Annotated in this window: 23 protein-coding genes; 17 read left to right on the top strand and 6 right to left on the bottom strand. The window is 70.2% G+C overall.

The window, feature by feature from the left end; genetic code table 11:
* Positions 1-61 precede the first annotated feature (61 nt).
* Both ACUDCK_RS18600 and ACUDCK_RS18595 read left to right on the top strand, forming a co-directional pair.
* A complete protein-coding gene (locus ACUDCK_RS18600) occupies positions 62-1,036 on the top strand; it encodes a Bug family tripartite tricarboxylate transporter substrate binding protein (RefSeq protein ID WP_054502903.1) in 975 nt (324 codons plus the stop codon).
* 27 nt (positions 1,037-1,063) lie between these two features.
* Positions 1,064-1,798 carry an alpha/beta fold hydrolase gene (locus ACUDCK_RS18595; protein ID WP_054502902.1) on the top strand — a complete coding sequence of 245 codons (735 nt, stop codon included), beginning with the start codon at positions 1,064-1,066 and terminating at the stop codon, positions 1,796-1,798.
* 65 nt (positions 1,799-1,863) lie between these two features.
* Here the strand turns inward: ACUDCK_RS18595 and ACUDCK_RS18590 are convergent, their stop codons facing one another.
* Entirely contained in the window at positions 1,864-3,252 is a 1,389-nt protein-coding gene (locus ACUDCK_RS18590) for an MFS transporter (RefSeq protein WP_231133055.1), read from the bottom strand.
* A 148-nt stretch (positions 3,253-3,400) separates the two neighbouring features.
* On the opposite strand from ACUDCK_RS18590, the gene ACUDCK_RS18585 reads away from it, so the two are divergent.
* On the top strand, positions 3,401-4,303 hold the full coding sequence (locus ACUDCK_RS18585) for a LysR family transcriptional regulator (protein ID WP_064527883.1): 903 nt from the start codon (positions 3,401-3,403) through the stop codon (positions 4,301-4,303).
* A gap of 36 nt (positions 4,304-4,339) precedes the next feature.
* On the opposite strand, the gene ACUDCK_RS18580 is transcribed toward ACUDCK_RS18585, so the two are convergent.
* On the bottom strand, positions 4,340-4,630 hold the full coding sequence (locus tag ACUDCK_RS18580) for a hypothetical protein (RefSeq protein WP_064527881.1): 291 nt from the start codon (positions 4,628-4,630) through the stop codon (positions 4,340-4,342).
* 192 nt (positions 4,631-4,822) lie between these two features.
* On the opposite strand from ACUDCK_RS18580, the gene ACUDCK_RS18575 reads away from it, so the two are divergent.
* The 11 genes from ACUDCK_RS18575 (at position 4,823) to ACUDCK_RS18525 (ending at position 14,332) form a co-directional block, all read left to right on the top strand.
* Positions 4,823-5,260: a hypothetical protein gene (locus ACUDCK_RS18575; RefSeq protein ID WP_240806380.1), complete on the top strand. Its 438-nt coding sequence runs from the start codon at positions 4,823-4,825 to the stop codon at positions 5,258-5,260.
* A 112-nt stretch (positions 5,261-5,372) separates the two neighbouring features.
* Positions 5,373-5,960, top strand: coding sequence for a TetR/AcrR family transcriptional regulator (locus ACUDCK_RS18570; RefSeq protein ID WP_144654810.1), 588 nt, complete (start codon positions 5,373-5,375; stop codon positions 5,958-5,960).
* A gap of 166 nt (positions 5,961-6,126) precedes the next feature.
* Complete coding sequence (locus ACUDCK_RS18565) at positions 6,127-6,630, top strand: hypothetical protein (RefSeq protein WP_116791800.1); 504 nt, start codon at positions 6,127-6,129, stop codon at positions 6,628-6,630.
* Between the two features lie 44 nt (positions 6,631-6,674).
* On the top strand, positions 6,675-7,334 hold the full coding sequence (locus ACUDCK_RS18560) for a hypothetical protein (RefSeq protein ID WP_175143160.1): 660 nt from the start codon (positions 6,675-6,677) through the stop codon (positions 7,332-7,334).
* 269 nt (positions 7,335-7,603) lie between these two features.
* A complete protein-coding gene (locus ACUDCK_RS18555) occupies positions 7,604-8,389 on the top strand; it encodes an IclR family transcriptional regulator (protein ID WP_054502895.1) in 786 nt (261 codons plus the stop codon).
* Positions 8,386-9,996, top strand: coding sequence for an OPT/YSL family transporter (locus ACUDCK_RS18550; RefSeq protein WP_175143159.1), 1,611 nt, complete (start codon positions 8,386-8,388; stop codon positions 9,994-9,996). The genes ACUDCK_RS18555 and ACUDCK_RS18550 overlap by 4 nt, the downstream gene beginning before the upstream one ends.
* A gap of 40 nt (positions 9,997-10,036) precedes the next feature.
* A complete protein-coding gene (locus ACUDCK_RS18545; RefSeq protein WP_064527873.1) occupies positions 10,037-10,978 on the top strand; it encodes a DUF1177 domain-containing protein in 942 nt (313 codons plus the stop codon).
* Between the two features lie 18 nt (positions 10,979-10,996).
* Positions 10,997-11,692 (top strand): AroM family protein, encoded by a 696-nt coding sequence (locus ACUDCK_RS18540; RefSeq protein WP_175166695.1) that lies wholly within the window; start codon positions 10,997-10,999, stop codon positions 11,690-11,692.
* A 67-nt stretch (positions 11,693-11,759) separates the two neighbouring features.
* Complete coding sequence (locus tag ACUDCK_RS18535; RefSeq protein WP_175166696.1) at positions 11,760-12,569, top strand: DinB family protein; 810 nt, start codon at positions 11,760-11,762, stop codon at positions 12,567-12,569.
* Complete coding sequence (locus tag ACUDCK_RS18530) at positions 12,566-13,315, top strand: alpha/beta fold hydrolase (RefSeq protein WP_054502892.1); 750 nt, start codon at positions 12,566-12,568, stop codon at positions 13,313-13,315. The genes ACUDCK_RS18535 and ACUDCK_RS18530 overlap by 4 nt, the downstream gene beginning before the upstream one ends.
* 69 nt (positions 13,316-13,384) lie before the next feature.
* Entirely contained in the window at positions 13,385-14,332 is a 948-nt protein-coding gene (locus ACUDCK_RS18525) for a Dyp-type peroxidase (protein ID WP_054502891.1), read from the top strand.
* 6 nt (positions 14,333-14,338) lie between these two features.
* On the opposite strand, the gene ACUDCK_RS18520 is transcribed toward ACUDCK_RS18525, so the two are convergent.
* Positions 14,339-14,785 (bottom strand): SRPBCC family protein, encoded by a 447-nt coding sequence (locus ACUDCK_RS18520; protein WP_064527868.1) that lies wholly within the window; start codon positions 14,783-14,785, stop codon positions 14,339-14,341.
* A gap of 88 nt (positions 14,786-14,873) precedes the next feature.
* A complete protein-coding gene (locus ACUDCK_RS18515; protein ID WP_064527866.1) occupies positions 14,874-16,601 on the bottom strand; it encodes an NAD(P)H dependent flavin oxidoreductase family protein in 1,728 nt (575 codons plus the stop codon).
* A 113-nt stretch (positions 16,602-16,714) separates the two neighbouring features.
* Here ACUDCK_RS18515 and pdxR point away from each other — a divergent pair, with 113 nt between their 5' ends.
* The 3 genes from pdxR to ACUDCK_RS18500 all read left to right on the top strand — a co-directional run bounded on the left by pdxR (position 16,715) and on the right by ACUDCK_RS18500 (position 20,048).
* Entirely contained in the window at positions 16,715-18,235 is a 1,521-nt protein-coding gene (gene pdxR, locus ACUDCK_RS18510; RefSeq protein WP_081273633.1) for a MocR-like pyridoxine biosynthesis transcription factor PdxR, read from the top strand.
* A 128-nt stretch (positions 18,236-18,363) separates the two neighbouring features.
* Positions 18,364-19,152, top strand: a complete 789-nt coding sequence (locus tag ACUDCK_RS18505) for a PhzF family phenazine biosynthesis protein (protein ID WP_054501984.1) — start codon at positions 18,364-18,366, stop codon at positions 19,150-19,152.
* 152 nt (positions 19,153-19,304) lie between these two features.
* The gene (locus ACUDCK_RS18500; protein ID WP_064527862.1) at positions 19,305-20,048 is read left to right on the top strand and encodes a sulfite exporter TauE/SafE family protein; all 744 of its coding nucleotides are present in this window, start codon (positions 19,305-19,307) and stop codon (positions 20,046-20,048) included.
* A 137-nt stretch (positions 20,049-20,185) separates the two neighbouring features.
* On the opposite strand, the gene ACUDCK_RS18495 is transcribed toward ACUDCK_RS18500, so the two are convergent.
* Positions 20,186-20,467: a type II toxin-antitoxin system Phd/YefM family antitoxin gene (locus ACUDCK_RS18495; protein ID WP_064527860.1), complete on the bottom strand. Its 282-nt coding sequence runs from the start codon at positions 20,465-20,467 to the stop codon at positions 20,186-20,188.
* A gap of 164 nt (positions 20,468-20,631) precedes the next feature.
* Entirely contained in the window at positions 20,632-21,861 is a 1,230-nt protein-coding gene (locus tag ACUDCK_RS18490) for a D-amino acid dehydrogenase (protein WP_054501987.1), read from the bottom strand.
* Between the last annotated feature and the right edge of the window lie 36 nt (positions 21,862-21,897).

Raw genomic sequence — 21,897 nt, 5'->3', positions numbered from 1 at the left:
GGGTGACCGAGGCCGGCGCCGCGCGGCGCCGGACGCCCGCGGGCTTTGTGGAGCGTGCGGTTTGAAGTTCTCTCGTTTCTGGACCCGGGTGCAAGGCCTGGCGGTGGTGTTCCTGTTGGGCGCGATGGCGCCGGCCGGCGCCGCCTATCCCGATAAACCCGTGCGGCTGGTGCTGCCGCTGGCTCCGGGCGGCGCCATGGACGTGCTCGGGCGCGGCCTGGCCGAGCGGCTCGGGGCGCTATGGAAGGTGCCTGTCATCGTCGAGAACCGCGCCGGCGCCGGTGGCAACATTGCCGCCGATCAGGTGGCGCGCGCGGCTCCCGACGGCTATACGCTGCTGCTGACCGGCGACATGCTGGTGGCCAACCAGACCCTGTTCAAGGGCGCCATCAACTACGACCCGGTCAAGAGCTTCGCGCCCATCAGCATCGTGGCGGCGACGCCGCCGGTGATCGTGGTGCGCGCCGATTCGCCCGTCCGCGATATCGCCGGCCTGCGCGACGCGGCCAGCCGGCACGTCCTGAACGTCGGCACCCCGGGCTACGGCAACAGCAACCACCGCGCGCTCACCCGCCTGCAGCAGCAAGTGCAGGGCACCGTCCAGCACGTGCCGTACAAGGGGGCGGGGCCGGCGGTGGTGGCGCTGCTGGGCGGCGAGATCGACGCCGCCATCGTGGCGTTGCCCGCCGTTTCCACCCTGATCGCCAACGGCCAGGTGCGCGCGCTCGCCGTGCTGCAGGACAACCGCAGCGCCACCGTGCCGCAGGTGCCGACGGCGGCGCAGGTCGGGCTGGCGATGGATGGCGACACCGGCTGGTTCGGCCTGCTGGCGCCGGCCGGCACCCCGCCGCAGGTGGTCGACGACGTCTGGCGCGCGGTGCGCCAGGCCGTCACCGAGCCGGATTTCCGCGCGCGCCTGCTGGCCATCGGCTTCGAGCCGATCGCCGACCAGCCGCGCGCGTTCGCCGACCGCATCGTCAGCGACGCCCTCAAATTCCCGGCGCTGCTGCGTGACAGCGGCGTGGCGCTGCAATAACGCTTCACCGACGCGCAAGAGGCCGCCATGCCCATCCTGACCATCGGCAACGCCGAACTGCATTTCGACATCCAGGGCCAGGGCGACGCCGTGCTGGCGCTGGCCCCCGGCGGCATGCTGTCGCACCGCGAACTGTGGCGCGTGACGCGCGACGGCCGGCCGCGCGAGTATCCGGATCCGGTCGCCGCGCTCGCCAGCCGCTACCGCGTGATCGCCCCGGACCAGCGCAACGCCGGCCGCTCGCGCGCGCCGGTGCTGGCCAGCGACGGCTGGACCACCTATGCGCGGGATCACCTGGGCCTGCTGGACGCGCTGGGCGTGCAGCGCTTCCACGTGATCGGCTCCTGCATCGGTTCGTCGTTCGCGCTCAAGCTGTGCGAGCTGGCGCCCGAACGCGTGGCGTCGGCGATCCTGCAGCAACCCATCGGCATCGCCGGGCAGGAGGGCAAGCGCGGCGAGTCCTTCGACCAATGGGCCGATACCGTGCGCCAGCGCGATCCCGCCATCGACGAACGGGCCCTGGAGGGCCTGCGGCACAACCTGTTCGGCGGCGATTTCGTCTTCAGCGTCAGCCGCGACTTCGTGCGGCGCAACCCGATTCCGCTGCTGATCCTGGGCGGCAACGACCCGTTGCATCCGCGCGCCGTCTCGCTGGAGCTGGCGCAACTGGCGCCCGCGGCCACCCTGGTGGAAGCGTGGAAGACGCAGCCGCGGCGCTATCTCGACGCCATCCAGGACTTCCTGGCGCGGCACCCGGCCTGAGCGCCGCGGGACTGTCAGCGGCGCTGGACGGTACGCGACGCCGGGCGGTGAGCGTCGCCGGGCCTCTACGAGGCCGCCAGCGGCTGCCGCGAGCGCCGCGCAAGGTGTTCGAGCAGGGCGCTGGCCAGGCTTCCCGCCAGCGCGAACCCGACCGCCACCCACAAGGCCCAGGTGGCGCCGGCGCGGGCGTTGAACACAAAGCACGCCGCCACGAAGGCCGCGCCCATCGTCTGGCCCAGCAGCCGCGCCAGGCCGGACAGGCCGCTGGCCACGCTGGCGCGGTGCGCCGGCACGCTGAACATGATGAAGCGCTGGTTGGGCGAGAGGAACAACCCGAACCCCGTGCCGCACAACGCCATCGGCAGCATCACCGCCCACATCGGCGCGCCGGCCGGCAGCGCGCTCACCGCTAGCAGGCCGGCGGCCAGCAGCGCCAGGCCGACCATGCCCAGCAGGCTGGCGGACATCCGGTCCGACCACTTGCCCGAGAACGGCGCCAGGCAGGCCCCCATCACCGGCCAGGGCGCGATCAGCATCCCGACCTCGGCGATGTCGCGCCCCAGCGTCTGGTTCAGCAGGAACGGCAGCGCCACCATGGCCGCGCCCTGCGCCGCGAAAGCCAGCACGCACACCAGCACCGCCAGCGAGAAGGGCGCCAGGCGCAGCAGGTCCAGCGGCACGATGGCGTGCGCGCTCAGGCGTTCGCGGCGCCACAGCAACGCCCAGCTCAGCGCCGCGAGCACCCAGATCAGGGCGGTGTTCCCGTCGGGCTGCGCCACGCGTTCCAGGCCCAGCACCGCGAGCCCGAACGCCAGCGCACACAACACGGCCGCGCCGGCATCGAGCGCCTTGCCGTCGCCAGGCAACCTGGGCAGGTGCCGCCCGGCCAGCGCCAGCGCCACCAGGCAGAAGGGCACGTTCACATAGAACAGCCAGTGCCAGCTCAGCACCGTCAGCATCGCCGACGCCAGCACCGGCCCGCCCGCCAGCGAGGCGGCCGCGATCATGGCGTTCAGGCCCATGCCCCGGCCCAGTTCCTCCTTGCGGTAGATGGCGCTCACCAGCGCCATGTTGCAGCCCATCAGCGCCGCGGCGGCCAGGCCCTGCGCGGCCCGGGCCGCCTCCAGCGACCACAGCGACTGCGCCGCGCCGCACCAGACGGAGGCGGCCAGGAACAGCCACAGCGCCGGCAGGAACACCCGCCGGTGGCCGAGCTTTCCGGCCAGGGCGGCCAGCGGCAGCATCGTCGCCACCATGACGAGCTGATAGATCGTGACCACGCCGATCACGTCGGCGGCGCCAACGCCGAGCTGCGCGGCCATCGACGGCAGCGCCGTGTTCGTCATGGAGGTATCGAGCGTCGCCATCGAGATCGACAGGGACACGGCCAGCATCGCGTAGCGGCGCGCGGCGGGTGTCAGGGGAGCGGGGAGAGAAGCAGCGGGCGTGGACATTGCGGTATACGGGGGGCAGAGAAACGGCTCCCAGTATGAAAGCCGCGATCCTTGCGGTGAATAGCAAAATCCGTAAACCAGCCTTGCAGATATGAAATACTGGAGCCGCATGGCATCCCGGCGGCAAGGGCCGCGAAGCGAGGGCAGGGTGAACCGATCGGAAGGCATGGCGTTGCTGGTGGCGGCCGTGGACCAGGGCAGTCTCAGCGGCGCGTCGCGCGTCAGCGGGGTGTCTTTGGCCTCGGTCAGCCGCCACATCAGCGCGTTGGAGGAGCGCATTGGCACCCGGCTGCTGGTGCGTTCGACCCGGGCGCTGTGTTTGACCGAGGCTGGTCAGCGCTATTACGCCGAGGCCAAGCGCCTGCTGGCGGACATGGACGAACTGGAGAGCAGTATGCGGATCGATGCCGCCGAGCCCTCCGGCCGGCTACGCGTCACGGCGCCGACGCTCTACGGCCGCGTGCATCTGCAGCCGCTGCTGGCCAAGTTCCTGGTGCTGCATCCCAAGGTCACGCTCGACCTGCACCTGCTGGACCGCCCCGTCAACCTGCTGGAAGAGGGCATCGACCTCGCGGTGCTGGTGGGCGAGCAGCCCAGCTCCAGCCTCGTCGCGCGGCGCCTGGGATCCATCCGCTGGGTGCTGAGCGCCTCGCCCGATTACCTGGCGCGGCGCGGCACGCCCCGCAGCCTGCAGGACCTGACCCAACACGACGGCCTGGTGTATAGCCACCTGGCGACCGAGGACATGTGGACGCTGATGGACAAGGGCAAGCCCACCGTCGTGCGGGTGCCGACCCGCATGCGCTCGAACACCGTGGATGGCGTGGTCACCGCCGCCGCGGCCGGCGCCGGCATCGTCTACGCGCCCGCCTGGGCCATCGCCGACCACGTCGCGGCGGGCCGCCTGCGTCCCTTGATGGTGGCTTCGGAAACGCCGCCCCGGCCGGTGTTCGCCCTGATGACGCACCAGCGGCTGATGGCCGGCAAGGTCCGCTCGCTGGTGGAGTTCCTGGTGGAAAAACTGCGGGAAAAATCGCTCAACGAGCTATGACCCGCCAGGGCGTGGCGCGTGCCGGCGGGCCGGCGTTCAGAGGCCGTCCAGCAGCGCCCTGCCGGTCTCGTTCGCCGACTTGCCCTGGTTGACGGCATCGGTCAGCGTCGTCACGAACCACGGCAGCACCAGCTTGGTGTCGGAGTCGGACAGGCTGACGCGCAGGCGTTCCTGGGGGGCGGCGGGGGCGGCGTCGGCGCTGGCGGAGGGAGCGCTTTGCGTCGGGGCCGACGTGGCGCTGGCGGGCGCGGCCGGCGGTTGGGCCAGGGCGGCGGCGCTGGTCAGCAGCGTGGCGGCAAGCAGGGGAAGGCGGCGAAGGCAGGGCATGGGGAACAGGCTCCAAAAGGCGGGGCGGTTCGATCATCAGCGCCCCGCGGACATCGGCGGGCGCCTGGGAAACCGTTGCCGCTATTGTGTGACGGCGCCGGGCGCCTGGATACCAGGGAGTTGTGATGGTGTGTGAATTTCTGTCCGCGCGCGGCAATCCGGCACAATCCCTGATTCGTGACGGAGAATCCGATGGCTGAAACCGACCCCGGCGGTCCCGCGCAGGCGGACCTGCTGCCCTATACCCACGACGGCATCCCCGCCCAGGAGACCGGGCTGGCCAATCCCGCGGCGCAGGACGGCCGCCTGCGGGTGGTGCTGCTGGCGCCCGACCCAGCATCCGCCGCCCCGTTGCGCGATCGGGCCCGCGAGATTGCCAGCGACCTGGCCGCCCGATCGGACGCCGGCTTGCGTTTCCTCTGGGACGCCGGCCGCACGCCCGACGATCCCGAGCATCCGCCGGCAGCCTTCCTGCAAGGCTTCACGCCCTCCGACTTGGTGGTCGCCGCGGACGGCAGCTATGTCGTGCACTTCGCGCCGCACGATGCCGCCTGGTTCATGGCGGGGTATTGGCCGGCGCTGCGCTACTCGGCCGGACATCTGCCGGTGGGCTGGACGTGTGAATCCTGACGCGGCGGGGCGCGGATGGAGCCCGGCGGCGGGGCCGATCCGTCCGCATCCTGCGCCACTGCCCCGGGTCGATCTCTTGACAGTAAACCAACCAACTAGTAGATTGGTTGCCATGAACCTGGAACTTTCCCCCCGCGCCCTCGAAATCGTCGACCAGACCCGGCAGTTGCTGGCGAGCGGCGGCTATCACGGCTTCAGCTATGCCGACATCTCCGAGCGGGTGCGCATCGGCAAGGCCAGCATCCACCACCATTTCCCGACCAAGGCGGACCTGGTGCTGACCGTGGTCACGCGGCATCGCGAGCAGGCCCGCTCGGGGCTGGCGGCGCTGGACCAGCATGTGACGGATCCGCAGGCGCGCTTGATGGCGTATGCGGACTACTGGGCCAAGTGCATCCGCGATGGTTCGATGCCCATGTGCATCTGCGCCATGCTGGCAGCCGAATTGCCGATGATCCCGCAGGCGGTGGCGGACGAGGTGCGCGCCTATTTCGGCGAGCTGACCGCGTGGATCGGGTCGGTGCTGGGCGCGGGTGTCGCCACGGGGCAGTTCCAGTTGCGCAACGGTGTTCTGGTCGAGGCGCAGGCCTTCATGTCCACGATCCACGGCGCGATGCTGACGGCCCGGGCGCTGGGCGCGCCCGAGGCATTCACGGCGATCTCGCACGCGGCCATCAGGCAGTTGTCGACGCCGGCGTGATGGCCGGCCCGCGCGCGCCTTCGGGTGCGCGTTTTTTTGAATGACTTAACCAACCAACTAGTTGGTTGTTTTATGAATTTGCCGGGCGTCATTGCCCATGTCTGTCCACGTTGTCGGCGCTGTCGCCAATCCCTGGCCGCGCCTGCGCTTTCAAGGAGCCCTGCCCATGCCGCATCCCATTTCGCCTCTCGGGGCCGCACACACCCTCATCAGCCTGGTCCCCGCCTTCGCGGGCCTGTACAGCTTCGTCCGCTACCACGGCATCGACAGCGCGACGCCGGTCGGCAAGATCTATCTGGGCGGCCTGGTGGTGGCGGTGCTGACGTCGTTCGGCCTGTCCAGCACGGGTGGATTCAACCCCGGGCATGCGCTGGGCATCCTGGCGTTGCTGTCGGTCGCGGGGGCGCTGCTGCTGTCGCGCCTGCCGCCCCAATCGGCGGCGCGGGCTCATCTGTCGCAACTGGGGTTCGCGTTCAGCTTCTTCCTGATGTGGGTGCCGGGGATCGCGGAGACGCTGACCCGGCTGCCGGTGTCGCATCCGTTGGCCGACGGGCCGCAGTCGCCGCTGGTGCGCGGCGCGCTGGCGACGTGGTTCGCGGTCTTCGTGCTGGGCGCCATCACGCAGCAATGGTGGATCCGTTCGCAGCGTCGCCGCGCGCCGTTCCGCTAGCCAGGTGATGCCGCGCGCGCCGGCGCGCGGCCAGGGGACTTGCCATGAGCGCCAACGCCATTGACCCAATCGATCCACCGCGCATCGACGCGGTGCGCGACCCGTACCGTCTCGAACGCCTGCACGCGCAACTGCGGACCGACCGCGCGATGCGCGCGCGGGCCGCGGCGTTCTCGCGCATCCACGCCGCGCAGACGCAGGCGGTGTCGGCAACGGCGGCGGTAGCGGCGTCTCAACCACCGCCGCCGGCCGCGCCTGCCGCGACAGCGTCATCCGCGCCGCGCGCCGCGGCCCCGAAAATGGACGCGCCCGGCATCGCGCTCGAACCCTTGCGCGACCAATACACGGCGCATTGCCTGAAGCTCGCGATCCAGGCGTTCCGTGATGAACAGGCTCGGCTGCAGGCGCGCACCGTCGCGACCAACCGGGCCGAACGCGATGCCCAGGCGGCGTTGCAGGCGCGCGCCGAGGCCGCCAATGACCTGGGCACGATTCAGGGCCTGCTGCCGCAACTGCCATATCGCTTCGTGGCGGGGCTGCCGGCGATCCTGCCGTCGCAGACCGTGGCCGCGCCCGGCCCCGCGCCCATCACGGTGGGGCCGGTGGCGCAGGCCGCGGCCTTGCGCAATGCCATCGACGATGCGCTGGCCGGCGATCCCGCCCAGCGCGCTCGCAACCGCCGCCCGCGCCCGAGCGAGGAATGATGCGCGGCCGGCGCAACGCCGGCGGTACGCGCCGAGCGCAGCCGTAACGGGCGCGGCCACCGCGGTCCGCGTCGCTGGCACATCGCGGACACGCACAGGCGCGGCCGCCAGGGCATGCCGGCCAGCGCGCGCCCCGGCTTCGCATTCAGCGTTCCGTAAATCACCTTTCAAAGTCCCTCCAAACCTAGGGTTAGTTCGCGTATCCGGCCGTTTTCGGAAGGACTACATTGACTCATTCATTGGAACCAAGTCTCATTTTTTGGAACTTTATGGCCTCACTCGAAAACGCAGCCATCATTCTTCGCCTGATCAACAAGCTCAATCGCAAGGTCACGGTGACGGACCTGGTCGAGCACCTGGGGATGCCGAAAAGCTCGGCATCGCGCCTGTTGGCGCAGATGAAGGAACTGGGGCTGCTGGACCGTGAGGAGAGCACCCGCGCCTATGGCCCGGGGGTGATGATCCTGGAGCTGTCGCGGATGGTGCGCGAGACCACCTCGTTGTCCGCGCAGATGCAGGACGCGCTCAAGCGCCTGAGCGCCCAGAGCGGCCACACCGGCTACATCTCGGTGCTCGAGGGCCGCGACGTGATGGTGCTGCACGTGCAGCAGGGCTCGCATCCACTGCGCGTCACGACCTATCCCGGACACCGTTCGCCCAGTTGGGCCACCTCGACCGGCCGCGTGCTGCTGGCGCGCGACAGCGACGACAAGGTGGCCAAGCGGCTGGGCAAGCAACTGCCGTTCATTTCCGACGAAGCGCCGCGCACCGTGCCTGACGTGCTGGCCCGTCTGCGCGATGTGCGCGAGTCCGGCTTCGCCGTGGCGATCAACGAGGCCATCCCGGGGGTGGCCTCGGTCAGTTGCGCCGTGAGCGACCCGGTGTCCATGGAGCGCTTCGCCATGTGCCTTTCCTTTCCGGCGGCCCAGGCCGATGCCGCCAGCGTGCAAGCGCTGGCCGCGGACCTGCTGACGGAAGCCAGAAGCCTCGGCCGCATCGTGTGCGATCCGGCCTGGGGATCCCCCGTTCATGCCCTCCACGAGTCAGCACCATGATTGATTCCACCCCCCGCCACGCCGCCCAAGGCGGCGCCACCGCGCAGGAAGACCCGCATCCAAGAGCGCTCTCGCTGTCCAACCTGGTCCTGTTGGCCGCACTGAGCGTGTTTGGCGCGGTGATCGGCATCCAGTTGATCGTGACCCTGGGCGTGACGCCCAACACCTCCATCATCGGCGCGCTGGTGGCGATGATCCTGGCCCGCGTGCCGATGCGCCTGCTGCGCTCCTACCGCTCGGTCCACACGCAGAACCTGGCGCAGACCGCCATCTCCTCGGCCACCTTCGGCGCGGCCAACAGCCTGCTGCTGCCGCTGGCCATTCCCTATCTGCTGGGCCGCCCCGACATGGTGCTGCCGATGTTCCTGGGCGTGGGGCTGGCGATGCTGCTGGACGCCTACATGCTGTACCGCCTGTTCGGCAGTTCGGTGTTCCCGGCCACCGGCGCCTGGCCGCCCGGGGTGGCCGCGGCCGAAGCCATCAAGGCCGGCGACCAGGGCGGCACGCAGGCCAAGCTGCTGGGCCTGGGCATCGTGGTGGGCGCGGCGGGCTCGTGGTTCAAGATCCCGATGTCGGCGTTCGGCGTGGCCTTCATCGGCAACATCTGGGCGCTCGGCATGTTCGGCCTGGGCCTGCTGCTGCGCGGCTATTCCGAGCCGCTGTTCGGCATGGACATCAACAAGCAGTACATCCCGCACGGGGTGATGATCGGCGCCGGGCTGGTGGCGCTGATCCAGGTGGCGATGGTCATGCGCGGCAAGGCCGGCCCCAAGGCCAGCGGCCCGGCCGGTCCCAGCGTCGGCAGCAGCCTGCGCCTGGGCGGGGTGGGGTACATCCTGCTGTCCGCCGGCATTTCGCTGCTGGCCGGGCTGTATGCCGACATGCCGCTGCCGATGCTGCTGGGCTTCATCCTTTATGCCGCCTTCGCCGCGCTGGTGCACGAGCTCATCGTCGGCATCGCCGCCATGCACTCGGGCTGGTTCCCGGCGTTCGCGGTGGCGCTCATCACCTTGCTGCTGGGCCTGTTGATCGGCTTTCCGCCGCATGCGCTGGCGATCCTGTGCGGTTTCTCGGTGGCGACCGGCCCGGCCTTCGCGGACATGGGCTACGACCTCAAGGCCGGCTTCATGCTGCGCGGCAACGGCGCCGACATGGCTCTCGAACTGGAAGGCCGCAAGCAGCAGTTGATTGCCGCCATGCTGGCCTTCCTGATCGCGATCCCGGTGGTGTACTTCAGCTATGGCGCGCTGTTCGCGGGCGGCCAACTGCCGCCGGTGGCCAAGGTCTACGTGGCCACCATCAACGCCGGCGCCACGCCGGGCATCGCGCAGATGCTGCTGGTATGGGCCATTCCCGGCGCCATCATCCAGTTGATCGGCGGCCCCAAGCGCCAGCTCGGCGTGTTGCTGGCCACCGGCCTGCTGATCGCCAACCCGCTGGCGGGCTGGGCCGTGGCGGCGGGTATCGCGCTGCGCCTGTTGATCGAGAAGGTCGGCGGCGAAAAGCACCGCAACCACATGGAAGTGTTTGCCGGCGGGATCATCGCGGGCGACGCCATCTTCAGCTTCTTCAGCGCCGCCATCACCTCTCATTTTGGCAAGAAGTGATTCCCCCTTCTTGCCGTCTTTGCCCGAAAGGAAATCCATCATGAGTCTTTCCCAGACATTGCAGGCCTTCGAAGCGCTGGACAGCGCGCACGCGTCGGGCCACACCGTGGCCACGCTGCTCGAAGGCCATCCCGGCGTCAGCGTCACCGTCACCAAGATCACCGGCGCCAACGGTTCCACCGATTTCGTGCGCATCGTCATTCCCGGCGCCCAGGGCAAGCGCGCCGGCGGGCCGGCGCCCACGCTCGGCATTGTCGGTCGCCTGGGCGGCATCGGCGCGCGGCCGGGCCGCATTGGCCTGGTGTCCGACGGCGACGGCGCGGTCGCGGCCGTGGCCGCCGCGCTCAAGCTGGCGCACATGCAGGCGCAGGGCGACGTGCTGGCCGGCGACGTGATCATCGGCACGCACATCTGCCCCGATGCGCCGACCCGTCCGCACGAACCGGTGGATTTCATGGATTCGCCGGTCGACATGAAGGCCATGAACGAGCAGGAACTCAGCGACGAGATGGACGCGGTGCTGTCGATCGACACCACCAAGGGCAACCGCATCATCAACCACAAGGGCTTCGCGCTGTCGCCGACGGTCAAGCAGGGCTACATCCTGCGCATCTCGGAAGACCTGCTGCGCATCATGGAGACGACCACCGGCCGTCCCGCCGCCACCTTCCCGATCTCGCTGCAGGACATCACGCCCTACGACAACGGCGTGTACCACGTGAACAGCATCATGCAGCCGTCGGTCGCCACCGCGGCGCCGGTGGTCGGCGTGGCCATCACCACCGAGAGCGTGGTGCCGGGCTGCGGCACGGGCGCCAGCCACGAGGTCGACATCGCGTCCGCCGCCAAGTTCGCGGTCGAAGTGGCCAAGGAATTCACCCAGGGCAAGTGCCAGTTCTTCGACCGCGACGAGTACGCGCTGCTGCTCAAGCTCTACGGTTCGCTGGCCCATCTGCAGGGCGAGCAGGTCGCCAAACACTGAACGCACGGGAGCGCCATCATGTCCGCCACGGCCAAGCTCGGCACCATCACCATCGGCCAGGCCCCCCGGCCCGACATCACGCCGATTCTCGAACGGCACCTGCCGCCCGGCACCCCCTGCCTGCACGCGGGCCTGCTCGACGGCCTGGCGCGCGATGAGATCGAACGGCGCTATGCGCCGCGGGCCGGCCAGGCCACGCTCATCACGCGGCTGCTGGACGGCTCGTCGGTGGTGGTGGACAAGGCCGCCATGCTGGCGCTGCTCACGCAGAAGATCGCGGCGCTGGAGGCCCAGGGCTGCGCCTTCGTGCTGGTGCTGTGCACCGGCGCGTTCGACGACCTGCGCGCCGCCAGCGCGTGGCTCATCGAGCCGGACCTGATCGTCTCGCCCACCGTCGCCGCCCTGGCGGGCGCGCGGCAGGTGGGCGTGATCGTGCCGCTGGCGTCGCAGGTGGCGTCCGAGGCGCACAAGTGGCGCGCGCTGCAACACGCGCCGCTGTGCGCCGTGGCCTCGCCCTATGCCGACGGCAGTGAGTCCCTGGCCGAGGCGGCCCGAGAACTCAAGCGGCAGGGCGCCGACCTGCTGGTGCTCGACTGCATGGGGTTCGTCGAACGCCATCGGACGGCGGCCGCGGCGGCGTCCGGCCTGCCGGTGATGCTGTCGAACGCGGTGATTGCGCGGCTGACGGCGGAGCTGCTGACACAGGCAGACTGATACGCGCGTGTTGACGGCGTCCGGCTAGTAACGTATCGTTTTGCGCAGTTACTATCCGAGCGTCGCCATGCACTCCCGTTTCGACCGATTCCGCGCCACCCCGCTCGGGCAGCAGCTCGAGGCCCTGATCGATGAGCCCGGCCGCTACCTCGAGTACGCGGCGCTGTCGCGGGTCGGCGTGGCCGCCGTCGCCGCCATCAGCGATGACATCGAGAGGTTGTTTCCCGAAGTCGCGGCGGACACCACCGCGCGGCAGTTCTGCGGCGCGCTGGTGGCCGACCTGATGCGGCGCCACGGGCACGACGTAGTGCAGGCGCGCGGCCGGGTGGCGGGTCCGGTCTTCAGCTATGGCGCGGTGTTCAGCCCGCGGCCCGTGGCGCTGCCGTTCGCCGGCGTCATCGACGGGCTGGCGCGCATGCCGGACGCGCTGGCCGGCCTGATGGCGCGGGTGCCCGCCGCGTGGCGCACCCGCCGGCCCGAAGGCACCGGCTTTTCGGCCACCGAACACGTCTGCCACCTGCGCGACCTGGACGCCGTGTTCACCCAGCGCATCGCGGCCATCCTGGCCGCGCCGCTGCCGCGCATCGATTCCGTCGACGGCACGGCCATGGCGGCCGAGCGCGACTACCAGGAACAGGACCCGGACGCCGCGCTGGCGTCGTTCCGCCGCGGCCGGGCGCAGTTGTGCGCCTCGCTGCGCAAGCTGGACGCGGCGGCGCTGGCGCGCTGCGGGCTGCGCGACGGCCTGCACCGCATGACGCTGGAGCAGATCGCGCGCGAGCTGCTCGACCACGACCGCACCCATTGCCAGGAACTGGAGGAACTGCTCGCCGAGCTGGCGCCGCCGGCCGCCCGCGGCAAAGGCGGCCCCGCATGAGCCGCGCGTCCGCCGCGCCGCCGATGCTGCTGATCCACGGCCTCATCGGCGCTTTCGATGTCGACGCGGGCCTGCCACCGCACGCCGCGCCGCCGCTGCTGGGCTACGGCGAACACCAGGCGACGCCGCCGGCGCGCATCTCGCTGCCGGCGCAGGTCGAGCACCTGCGCGCGTTCATCGACACGCATTTCGATGGCGTCGCGGTCGACCTGGTGGGGCATTCGGTCGGCGGCGCGGTGGCGATGCTGCTGGCGCAGGCCTATCCGCAGCGGGTGCGCCGCATCGTCAATGTCGAGGGCAATTTCACGCTGGCCGACGCGTTCTGGTCGGCGTCCGTGGCGCGCATGAGCGCGGGCGAGGCCGAGGCCATGCTGGACGGCTTTCGCGCCGATCCGCTCGGCTGGCTGGGCGGCGCGGTGGCCGAGCCCCGGCCGCATTGGCGCGACACCGCCGCCCGCTGGCTCGCCCAGCAGCCGGCCTCGACGCTGCGTGCCATGGCGGCGTCGGTGGTGGCGGTGACGGGCGCGGCAGGTTACCAGGACACCTTGCGGCAGGTGTTCGCGCGCCATCCTGTGTACCTGCTGTCGGGCGGGCGTTCGCACGCCGGCTGGAACGTGCCAGACTGGGCCTGGCGCGCCTGCGCGGGGCGGCAGGCGCTGGACGGCTGCGGCCACCTGATGATGCTGGAGCGGCCCGAGGCATTCGTGGCGGCGCTGCGCCACTGCCTGGGGCATGACGGCAATTAAGGCGGCGCATCGGCTATATTTCCAGCGCCTCCTGTCTCTCGCGGGCCGTTGCCGGCCCCACTGAATCCCATGTCCGAAAAACCCGTCGAACCGCAAGCCGTCCTCAGCCCCAACGCCCGCTACGCGATCTTCATCGTCGCCACGCTGAACCCCGGCGCCGACAACGCCGCCGCCGTGCGCGCCTGGTGCGAAGACGTCGGCAACCTGGTGCGCACCGTCGGCACGCGCGCGGTGGCGGCCGACCTGTCCTGTGTCTGTGGTTTCGGCTCGGCGGCCTGGGACACGCTGTTCGGCGCGCCGCGGCCCGCCGGCCTGCATCCGTTCCGCGAGATCGGCGCGGGCGAGCGCGTCGCCGTCTCGACGCCCGGCGACATCCTGCTGCACATTCGCGCCGAAGCCATGGACGCCTGTTTCGAGCTGGCCACCTTGCTGGTGGCCGCGCTGGGCTCGGCGGCCACCGTGGTCGATGAAGTGCATGGCTTCCGCTACTTCGACCGGCGCGCCATCATCGGCTTCGTCGACGGCACCGAGAACCCGCAGGGCTTCGAGCTGCCCGGCTACACCCTGATCGGCGACGAGGACGAAGCGTTCGCCGGCGGCAGCTACGTGCTGGTGCAGAAGTACCTGCACGACATGGCGGCCTGGGAAAAGCTGTCGACCGAACAGCAGGAGCTCATCATCGGCCGCCGCAAGCTCACCAACGTCGAACTGCCCGACGACGTCAAGCCGTCGTACTCGCACAGCGCCCTGACCACCCTGGAAGAGGACGGCCAGGAGATCAAGATCCTGCGCGACAACATGCCGTTCGGCCGCGCCGGCGCCGGCGAATTCGGCACCTACTTCATCGGCTACGCGCGTTCGCCCAAGCCGATCGAACAGATGCTCGAGAACATGTTCGTCGGCCGTCCGGCCGGCAACTACGACCGCCTGCTGGACTACAGCCGAGCCGTCACCGGCAGCCTGTTCTTCGTGCCGTCGGCCGAGCTGCTGGACGAGCTGGCCGGACGCGAAGGCTGATCGGTATCAGTCGGGAATCTGCGGCTCCACCAGCCGCATCAACTGCGCCAGCGATTCCTGCCAGCCCAGGTAGCACATCTCCGGCGGAATCACCGCGGGGATGTTCTCCTGCACCACGGTCATCTCCGTGCCGCAGGAGACCTTGCGCAGGGTGATGGTGGTCTGCATCTGCCCCGGCAGGTTCGGATCGTCGAACTGGTCCGTGTAGCGGATCTTCTCGCCCGGCACCAGTTCCAGGTACTCGCCGCCGAAATCGTGGGCGTGGCCGGTGCCGAAATTGCGGAACGACATGCGGTGCCGCCCGCCCACCCGCGCCTCCAGTTCATGGACCTCGCAGGTGAAGCCGTAGGGCGGCAGCCAGCGCACGACCGCGTCGGGTTCGAGGAAGGCGCGGTAGACGCGTTCGGGAGTGGTGCGCAGGACGCGATGCAGGGTCACGGTGCCAGTCGTCATGATGAATCCGCCTTTGAAGGGAAGTTGAGCGTACTGGTTCGACGTTCGAGCATCCCGCGGATCGACATGACTGGCATGGGGACAAACCCTAGGTCGTCGCCCTGTCGGCTTGCGCCGTCGTTTCCCGCAGCAGCACATCCTCATAGAAGGCGCCGATCGGCAGCGCGCGGTCGCGCACCTGGATCTCCAGCACCCAGATGCCGTCGGCGGGCACGAAATCCGCCTGCGCCAGTTGGTGCTTGCCGTAGAGCGCGTGCGGAAAATCCGCCACGCGGTGGCCCGGGATCTCGCGCACCAGTTCGCAGCCGTGCTGGCGGGCGTGCGCCTCGGCGCGGTCGTACAGGGCGGCGCCGGTCAGGCCCTGGAGCCAGTCCTCGCGGGTGCGCTCGAATACCTGGCGCGCGGCCTCGGCGCAGCGCTCATGGTCGGCGTCGGCGCCCAGCACGAAGGTGTCGCCGTAGTCGCCCTCGTAGCCGTCCCAGACCGGACCGATGTCGACCACGAACACGTCCTCTTCCCGCAGGCGGCGCTGGCAGTCGGTGGGCTGCACCGCGGGCGACTGCGAGTCGGGGCCGAAGCGGATGTAGGTGGGGTGCCAGTTGTGCGAGGAGCCCATCTGGCGCAGGTGCGCGTCGGCCGCGTTGACCGCCTCGCGCGTGGTCATCCCGGGCCGCATCAGCGCGGCGATCTCGCGCACCGCGTCGCGCGAGCGGCGGCGCGCCTCGAGGATGCCGGCCAGGGTGAAGTGGCTGCCGACCCGTTCCCAGGGATGGGCGGGGGCGGCCGGCGCGCCGGCGGCGGCCGCGTCCTGCGAGGGCAGGAACGCTTCCGCGTGGAAGCGGTCGCGCGCCAGCCCGGCGGCGCCCAGCCGCTCGCGGGCCGCCCGCACCATCGCCGGGTTGCCGCAGGCGTAGACCACGGCGCGGGCCCAGTCATGGCCGGCGGCGAGGGCGGCGTCCTGTACGTGCCAGGGGGCGGCGGCCGGCGCGGCCGGGGTCTCCGACAGCACGGCATGCCAGGCGAAACCGGCGCCCTTGCCCTGCAGCGCATCGAGCAGCGGTCCCGCGTAGCAATCGTCCTCCGTCCGGCCGCCCCAGTAGAGCGTGACGCGCTTGAAGCGCGGGTCCCGCAGCGCTTGCATCAGGATCGGATGGATGCCGGCGTAGCCGGTGCCGGTGGCCAGCAGCACCAGGTGCTCGATGTCCGCGGGCCAGCCGTCGGCCGGCCAGACGCAGGCGCCCTGCGGGCCTTCCAGGGACAGCGTATCGCCGGGCATCAGGCGCGGCAGGATGCGTTCGGTGAAGCCGCCGCCGGGCATGCGGCGGATGTGGAATTCGAGTTGCGCGGGGCCGGCGGCGGCGGGTACGTTGGCGATCGAGAAGGGGCGCTGGCTGCCGTCTTCCAGCAGGAAACGCACGTGCTGGCCGGCCTGCCAGGTGAAGGCGGCTTCGCCGCGCACCGCGATGACCAGCCGGGTGACGTCGGCCGTCAGCGGCGCGCGCGACAGCACGGTGGCCTCGCGCCGCTGCAGCGGCCGGGGCGGGGCCTGCCAATGCGGAAACCGCAGCGTCAGGTCGCTGGCGGCGCGGCACTGGCACATCAGCAGTTCGTCGTCGGCGGTGACGTAGGAACGTTCATTGGGCGGCGCGATGCGTTCGTGGCGGCCGGCGGTGACCACCGCCCGGCAGGCGCCGCATTCGCCGCGCTGACAGGAGAAGGGCACGGCCGCGCCCTGGGCCAGCGCGGCGTCCAGGATCGAGGTGGCGCCATCGCAGGTGAATTGGCCGCTGGCGAGCGTGATGGTGTGGGTGGGCATGGCACGGTTCCGAAAGACGGGTCGATGGGCGTAATGTAGGGATAGAATGGCTGGGTGAAATAGGGCCATTTCCATGAATATGAGCAAGCCACTCACATGAGCAAGCCACTTACATGAGCAAGCCAATGGTGCGCGATGCCCGGCTGGAATCCAGCCTCGACCTGCCGGTCGACCCGCCGCGCGCGGGAGAATCCAAGCAGGCCTGGGTCTACCGGCAGATCCGCGAACGGATCCTGCGCGGCGTGCTGCCCTCGGGCGGGCGGCTGCCGTCCACCCGCGACCTGGCGGCGCGCTGGCACGTGGCCCGCTCCACGGTCGAGGCCGCCTACGACCAGTTGCGCGGCGAGGGCTATACCGCAGGCGCGGTCGGTTCCGGCACCTACGTGGCGGCGGTCATCCCGGACAATTTCTTCCGGCACGGCCTGCCTGGCGATGACGGCGCGGCCAGCGGACCGGGCGCGGCCGCGGCGCCTGACCGCGCGCGCGCCGCGGCGGGCGGGCAGGCCGCCGGGGCCGCCGATCCGTCGGCCCCGGCCCCGCGCCGTGACGCGTCCTCCTTCATGGCGCGCAGCGCCGACGCCTCGCTGTTCCCCATGGAAACCTGGCGCAAGGGCCTGATGGCCAGTGCCCGGCGCGTCACGCCGGCGCAACTGGCGCACGAGGATCCGTTGGGCTGGTATCCGCTGCGCGAGCAGATCGCCCGCTACCTGGGCGCCGCGCGCGGCATCGCCTGCGACGCCGGCCAGGTGGTGGTGCTGACCGGCATCCGCGACGGCCTGGACCTGAGCGCGCGCCTGCTGCTGACGCCGCGGGACAAGGTGCTGGTCGAAGACCCCGGCTACCTCAACGCCGAGCCGCTGTTCAGCCAGTACACGCGGCGCATCGTGCCCATCGCCATCGACGAGCACGGCTTCTCGGTCGCGCGCGCCCGGCGCCAGCGCGGCGCCCGGCTGGCGCACGTGACGCCGGCGCATCAATCGCCCACCGGCGTCACCATGCCCGTGTCGCGTCGCCTGGAACTGCTGGACTGGGCCGCGCAGACCGGCTGCTGGATCCTCGACGACGACTACGACAGCGAGTTCGGCTACGACGGCGCGCCGCTGGCGGCGCTGAAAAGCCTGGACGGCGCCGACCGCGTGATTCACTTCGGCAGCTTCAACAAGACGCTCTTCAATGCCTTGCGCATCGGCTACGCGGTGGTGCCGCGGTCGCTGGCGCCGGCCTTCGCCCGCGCGCTCTACGTCACCGGACGTTCGTGCAGCGTGATCGAGCAGATGACGCTGGCCACGTTCCTGGAGGACGGCGGCTTCGCGCGCCACGTGCGCAAGGCGCGCTCGGTCTACGCCGGCCGCCGCGACCGCGTCATGGCCATGCTGCGCGAGACGTCAGGCGCGGCGCCGCTGCGCGTCAGCGGCGAGCAGACCGGCTTTCACCTGGTGTGGTGGCCGCCGTCCGGCTTCGACGTCGCGGCCCTGCTGACCCGCGCCCGTGAATGGGGCGTGGGCATCCAGCCGGTCGCGGACTTCTGCCGGCGGGTGTCCTGGCCGCAAGGCGTGGTCATCGGCTACAGCGCGCGGCAGGACGCCGACCTGGACCGGCTGGAAGCGCTGCTGCGCGAGGCCATGCCTCGCTAGCGCCCTTCAATTCGGGGCTGGCCTGCGCGGGCGGGCGCCTGGCGGCCAGGCGCTCGCCGTTTTCGTAGCAAAATGCCGCATGGCGTGCCTGCGCGCGCCGCCGACTTCATCGCATCCGAGGATCTTCCATGCCGCAACTCGATCTCTACCAGGTAGACGCCTTCTCCGCCGCGCCCTTCGGCGGCAATCCCGCCGCGGTGGTGCCGCTGGACGCCTGGCTCCCGGACGCCACGCTGCAACGCATCGCCGAGGAAAACAACCTGTCCGAAACCGCCTATGTCGTGCGGCGCGGCGACCTGTACGACCTGCGCTGGTTCACGCCCGCGGTCGAGGTCGACCTGTGCGGCCATGCCACGCTGGCGACAGCCTGGGTGCTGTTCGAGCAACTCGGGGCCAGGGACGAGGTGCTGCGGTTCGCCACCCGCAGCGGCGAACTGCAGGTGCGTCGCGCCGGCGACGGCCTGGCGATGGACTTCCCGGCCAAGCAGCCGGTGGCCGAGGCCGTGCCGCCCGGCCTGTTGCAGGCCCTGGGGCTGGCCGAGGCGCGGGCGCTGTACCGCACCGACGACTACCTCGTCGTGATCGACGACGAAGCGCTGATCGACGGCCTCAAGCCGGACTTCGCCGCGCTGGCGGCCTTCGACGTGCGCGGCGTGGCGGTGACCGCGCCGTCCGCGCGCCACGATTTCGTGTCGCGCTGGTTCGGCCCGCGGGTGGGCGTGAACGAAGACCCGGTGACCGGTTCCGCGCATACCTCGCTGGCGCCATACTGGGCGCAGCGCCTGGGCAAGACGGTCCTGAGCGCCGAGCAGGGCGGGGCGCGCAAGGGGCAACTGCGCTGCGAGGTGCGCGACAACGGCCGCGTCATCATCAGCGGTCAGGCGGCGCTGTACCTGCGCGGCGCGATCTTCCTCTGATTGCGCGGGGCCGCGGGTGCCATTACCGAAAACCTATCGCCTCATCAGCACTTCAAATACGCGCCGCGCCGGGGCGCGCCTAGAATCTGCCGTCACAAGACACGGACCGGCCGACACGCGTCGCCGTTCACGACAACGAGGAGAGGCAGGGCATGGATGCGGTGTGGATAGTGGCGATCGGCGCTGCCGCGGCAGGCTTCGTGCAGGGGCTGTCGGGCTTTGCCTTCGGCATGGTGGCCATGTCGTTCTGGGCCTGGGTGCTGGACCCGCGGCTGGCGGCGGCGCTGGCGGTGTTCGGCGCGCTGACCGGACAACTGCTGGCGGTGTTCTCGGTGCGCCGAGGCTTCAATTGGCCGCTGCTGTGGCCGTTCCTGCTGGGCGGGCTGGCCGGCATCCCGCTGGGCGTGCTGGTCCTGCCGCACCTGGACATGGACTGGTTCAAGGCGGTGCTGGGCGCGTTGCTGGCGCTATGGTGCCCGGTGATGCTGGTGGCGCAGCGCCTGCCCCGCATTGGCGGCAACCGCTGGGGCGACGGCGCGGTCGGCCTGGCGGGAGGCGTGCTGGGCGGCATCGGCGGTTTCGCCGGCAGCGTGCCGACGCTGTGGTGCACGCTGCGCGGCTTCAACAAGGACACGCAGCGCGCCGTGATCCAGAACTTCAATCTGTCGATGCTGTCGGTGACCATGGCGATCTACCTGACCACCGGCATCGTTACGCGCGACATGGCGCCGATGTTCGCGGTGGTGGCGCCGGCGATGCTGATCCCCACGCTGCTGGGCACGCGTTTGTATATCGGCATTTCCGACGTGACGTTCCGTCGCGTGGTGCTGGGGCTGCTGACGTGCTCGGGCCTGACGCTGCTGGCGTCGTCGGTGCCGCAACTGCTGGCGCGCTAGCGATGCCGATGACCGGCGTGTGGCGGCATTGCGGGCATGGCTGCGGGAAGAGGCGGGGCATCTTGCCGTCGTCCGACCCGCAGGGCGCTCAAGCTGCAGGTCTTCTTCGGCGCCATCAAGCAAAAGAACTTGATGGTTCACTCTTCGTCTTCCTCATCCAACGCATCTATGCGGGCGAACACGTCTGCGGCAGGCGAGACTCGGCCTTCCTCGATTTCCCGCCGTCCGTGGGCAAGCAGTTGTAGCAGGGCCATCGCTTGCTCCTGCTCCTCGAAACTCTTGACGTCCATGACGACGAGCTTGGCTTCGCCGTTCTGCGTGATGAGCAGGGGCTCGCGTGTTTCGGTCAACGTCGTGACGATCTCGGCGGCGTGGCTCTTGAGGTAGGAGATGGGTTTGACTTGGGTCGAATACTTCATGGCGCGGACTCCCTGAGGTTAGGGTGTGGACCGGTTGTAGTCTTTATTTAGTCCGGCCATGAATTGGGGTGGGTCTTATTGTCCACGGGAGAACAATGGTCTTTTTTTGGTGCGTTTGTCCATCGCGGTCATGATCTCCCGGCGTGCCATCTCCTGGCATGGGCTTAAGGCAACGCCACCGCCTGCCTGACGCTCGCCGCCAGCATCTGCGCCGTCGCCGCCGACAGCGTCCATCCCAGATGCCCGTGCCCGGTGTTGTAGAAAACGCCCGGCCGCTTACCAGGGCCGACGCGCGGCATCATGTCGGGCATCATCGGCCGCAGGCCGCACCACGGCACCACGCGCGCGGTGCGCACGCCGGGGAAATGGCGGCGGGTCCAGTCCACCAGGGGTTGGATGCGTTCGGCGCGGATGTCCAGGTTGAAGCCATTGAACTCGGCGGTGCCGGCCACGCGGAAGCGGTCGCCCAGGCGGCTGGTGACGATCTTGGCGGCCTCGTCCAGCAGGCTCACGGTGGGCGCGGCGGCCTGGCTCGCGGCGTCGTCCAGGTGCACGCTGATCGAGTAGCCCTTGACCGGGTAGATGTTCAGGCGGTCGCCCAGTTGCCGCGCGAACTGGCGGCTGGCGGCGCCGGCGCAGACCACGATGGCGTCGGCTTCGTGCTGTTCGCGCCGCGCGCCTTCTGCACGCGCGATATCCAGCACGTAGGGCAGGCCGTCGCGGCTGATGGCGCGGATGTCCGCGTCCTGTTCGAAACGCACCCCGCGCCGCAGGCACGCCTGCGCCAGGCCGCTGGTGAACTTGTGGATGTCGCCGGTGGCGTCGGACGGCGTGTAGAAGCCGCCGTGGCAGGGCGTTTGCAGCGTCGGCTCGATGCCGCGGATTTCCTCCGGCGTGACGGCGTGCCGCTCCAGCCCGCCTTCGCGCAGCAGCGCGTTGGCGCGGCGCGCGGTCTCGAAGCTGGCGGCGTCATGGTAGATGTGCAGGATGCCGCGGCGCTGCAGGTCGAAGTCGATGCCTTCGTCCACCGCCATGGCGTACAGGTGCTCGCGCGCTTCGATCGCCATGCGGGTGGTGGCGATGGTGTTCTGGCGGTAGTTGCGGATCTGCCCCATGAACTGGGCCAGCCACGAATACTTGTGCCAGCTCGGGCGCGGATTGAGCAGCAGCGGCGCGTCGTGGCGGCCCAGCCAGCGCAGGCCCTTCATGATGGTGGCGGCGCTGTTCCACACTTCGGCATTGCTGGCGGACAGTTGGCCGCCGTTGGCAAAGGACGTCTCCATGGCGGGATAGCGCTGGCGGTCGTAGACGGTGACGTCGTAGCCCAGTTTGCTCAAGGCGTAGGCGGACGTGACGCCGGTGATACCGGCGCCGATGATGGCGATGCGGGGCATGATGGCTCCAGATGGCGTGGCCACGACCCAATGATC

Source organism: Achromobacter sp. CF-sbj1-Ac2-l (assembly GCF_052698165.1).
Note: the sequence above shows the minus strand (reverse complement) of the source record. Positions and strands in the feature narration are given on the sequence as shown.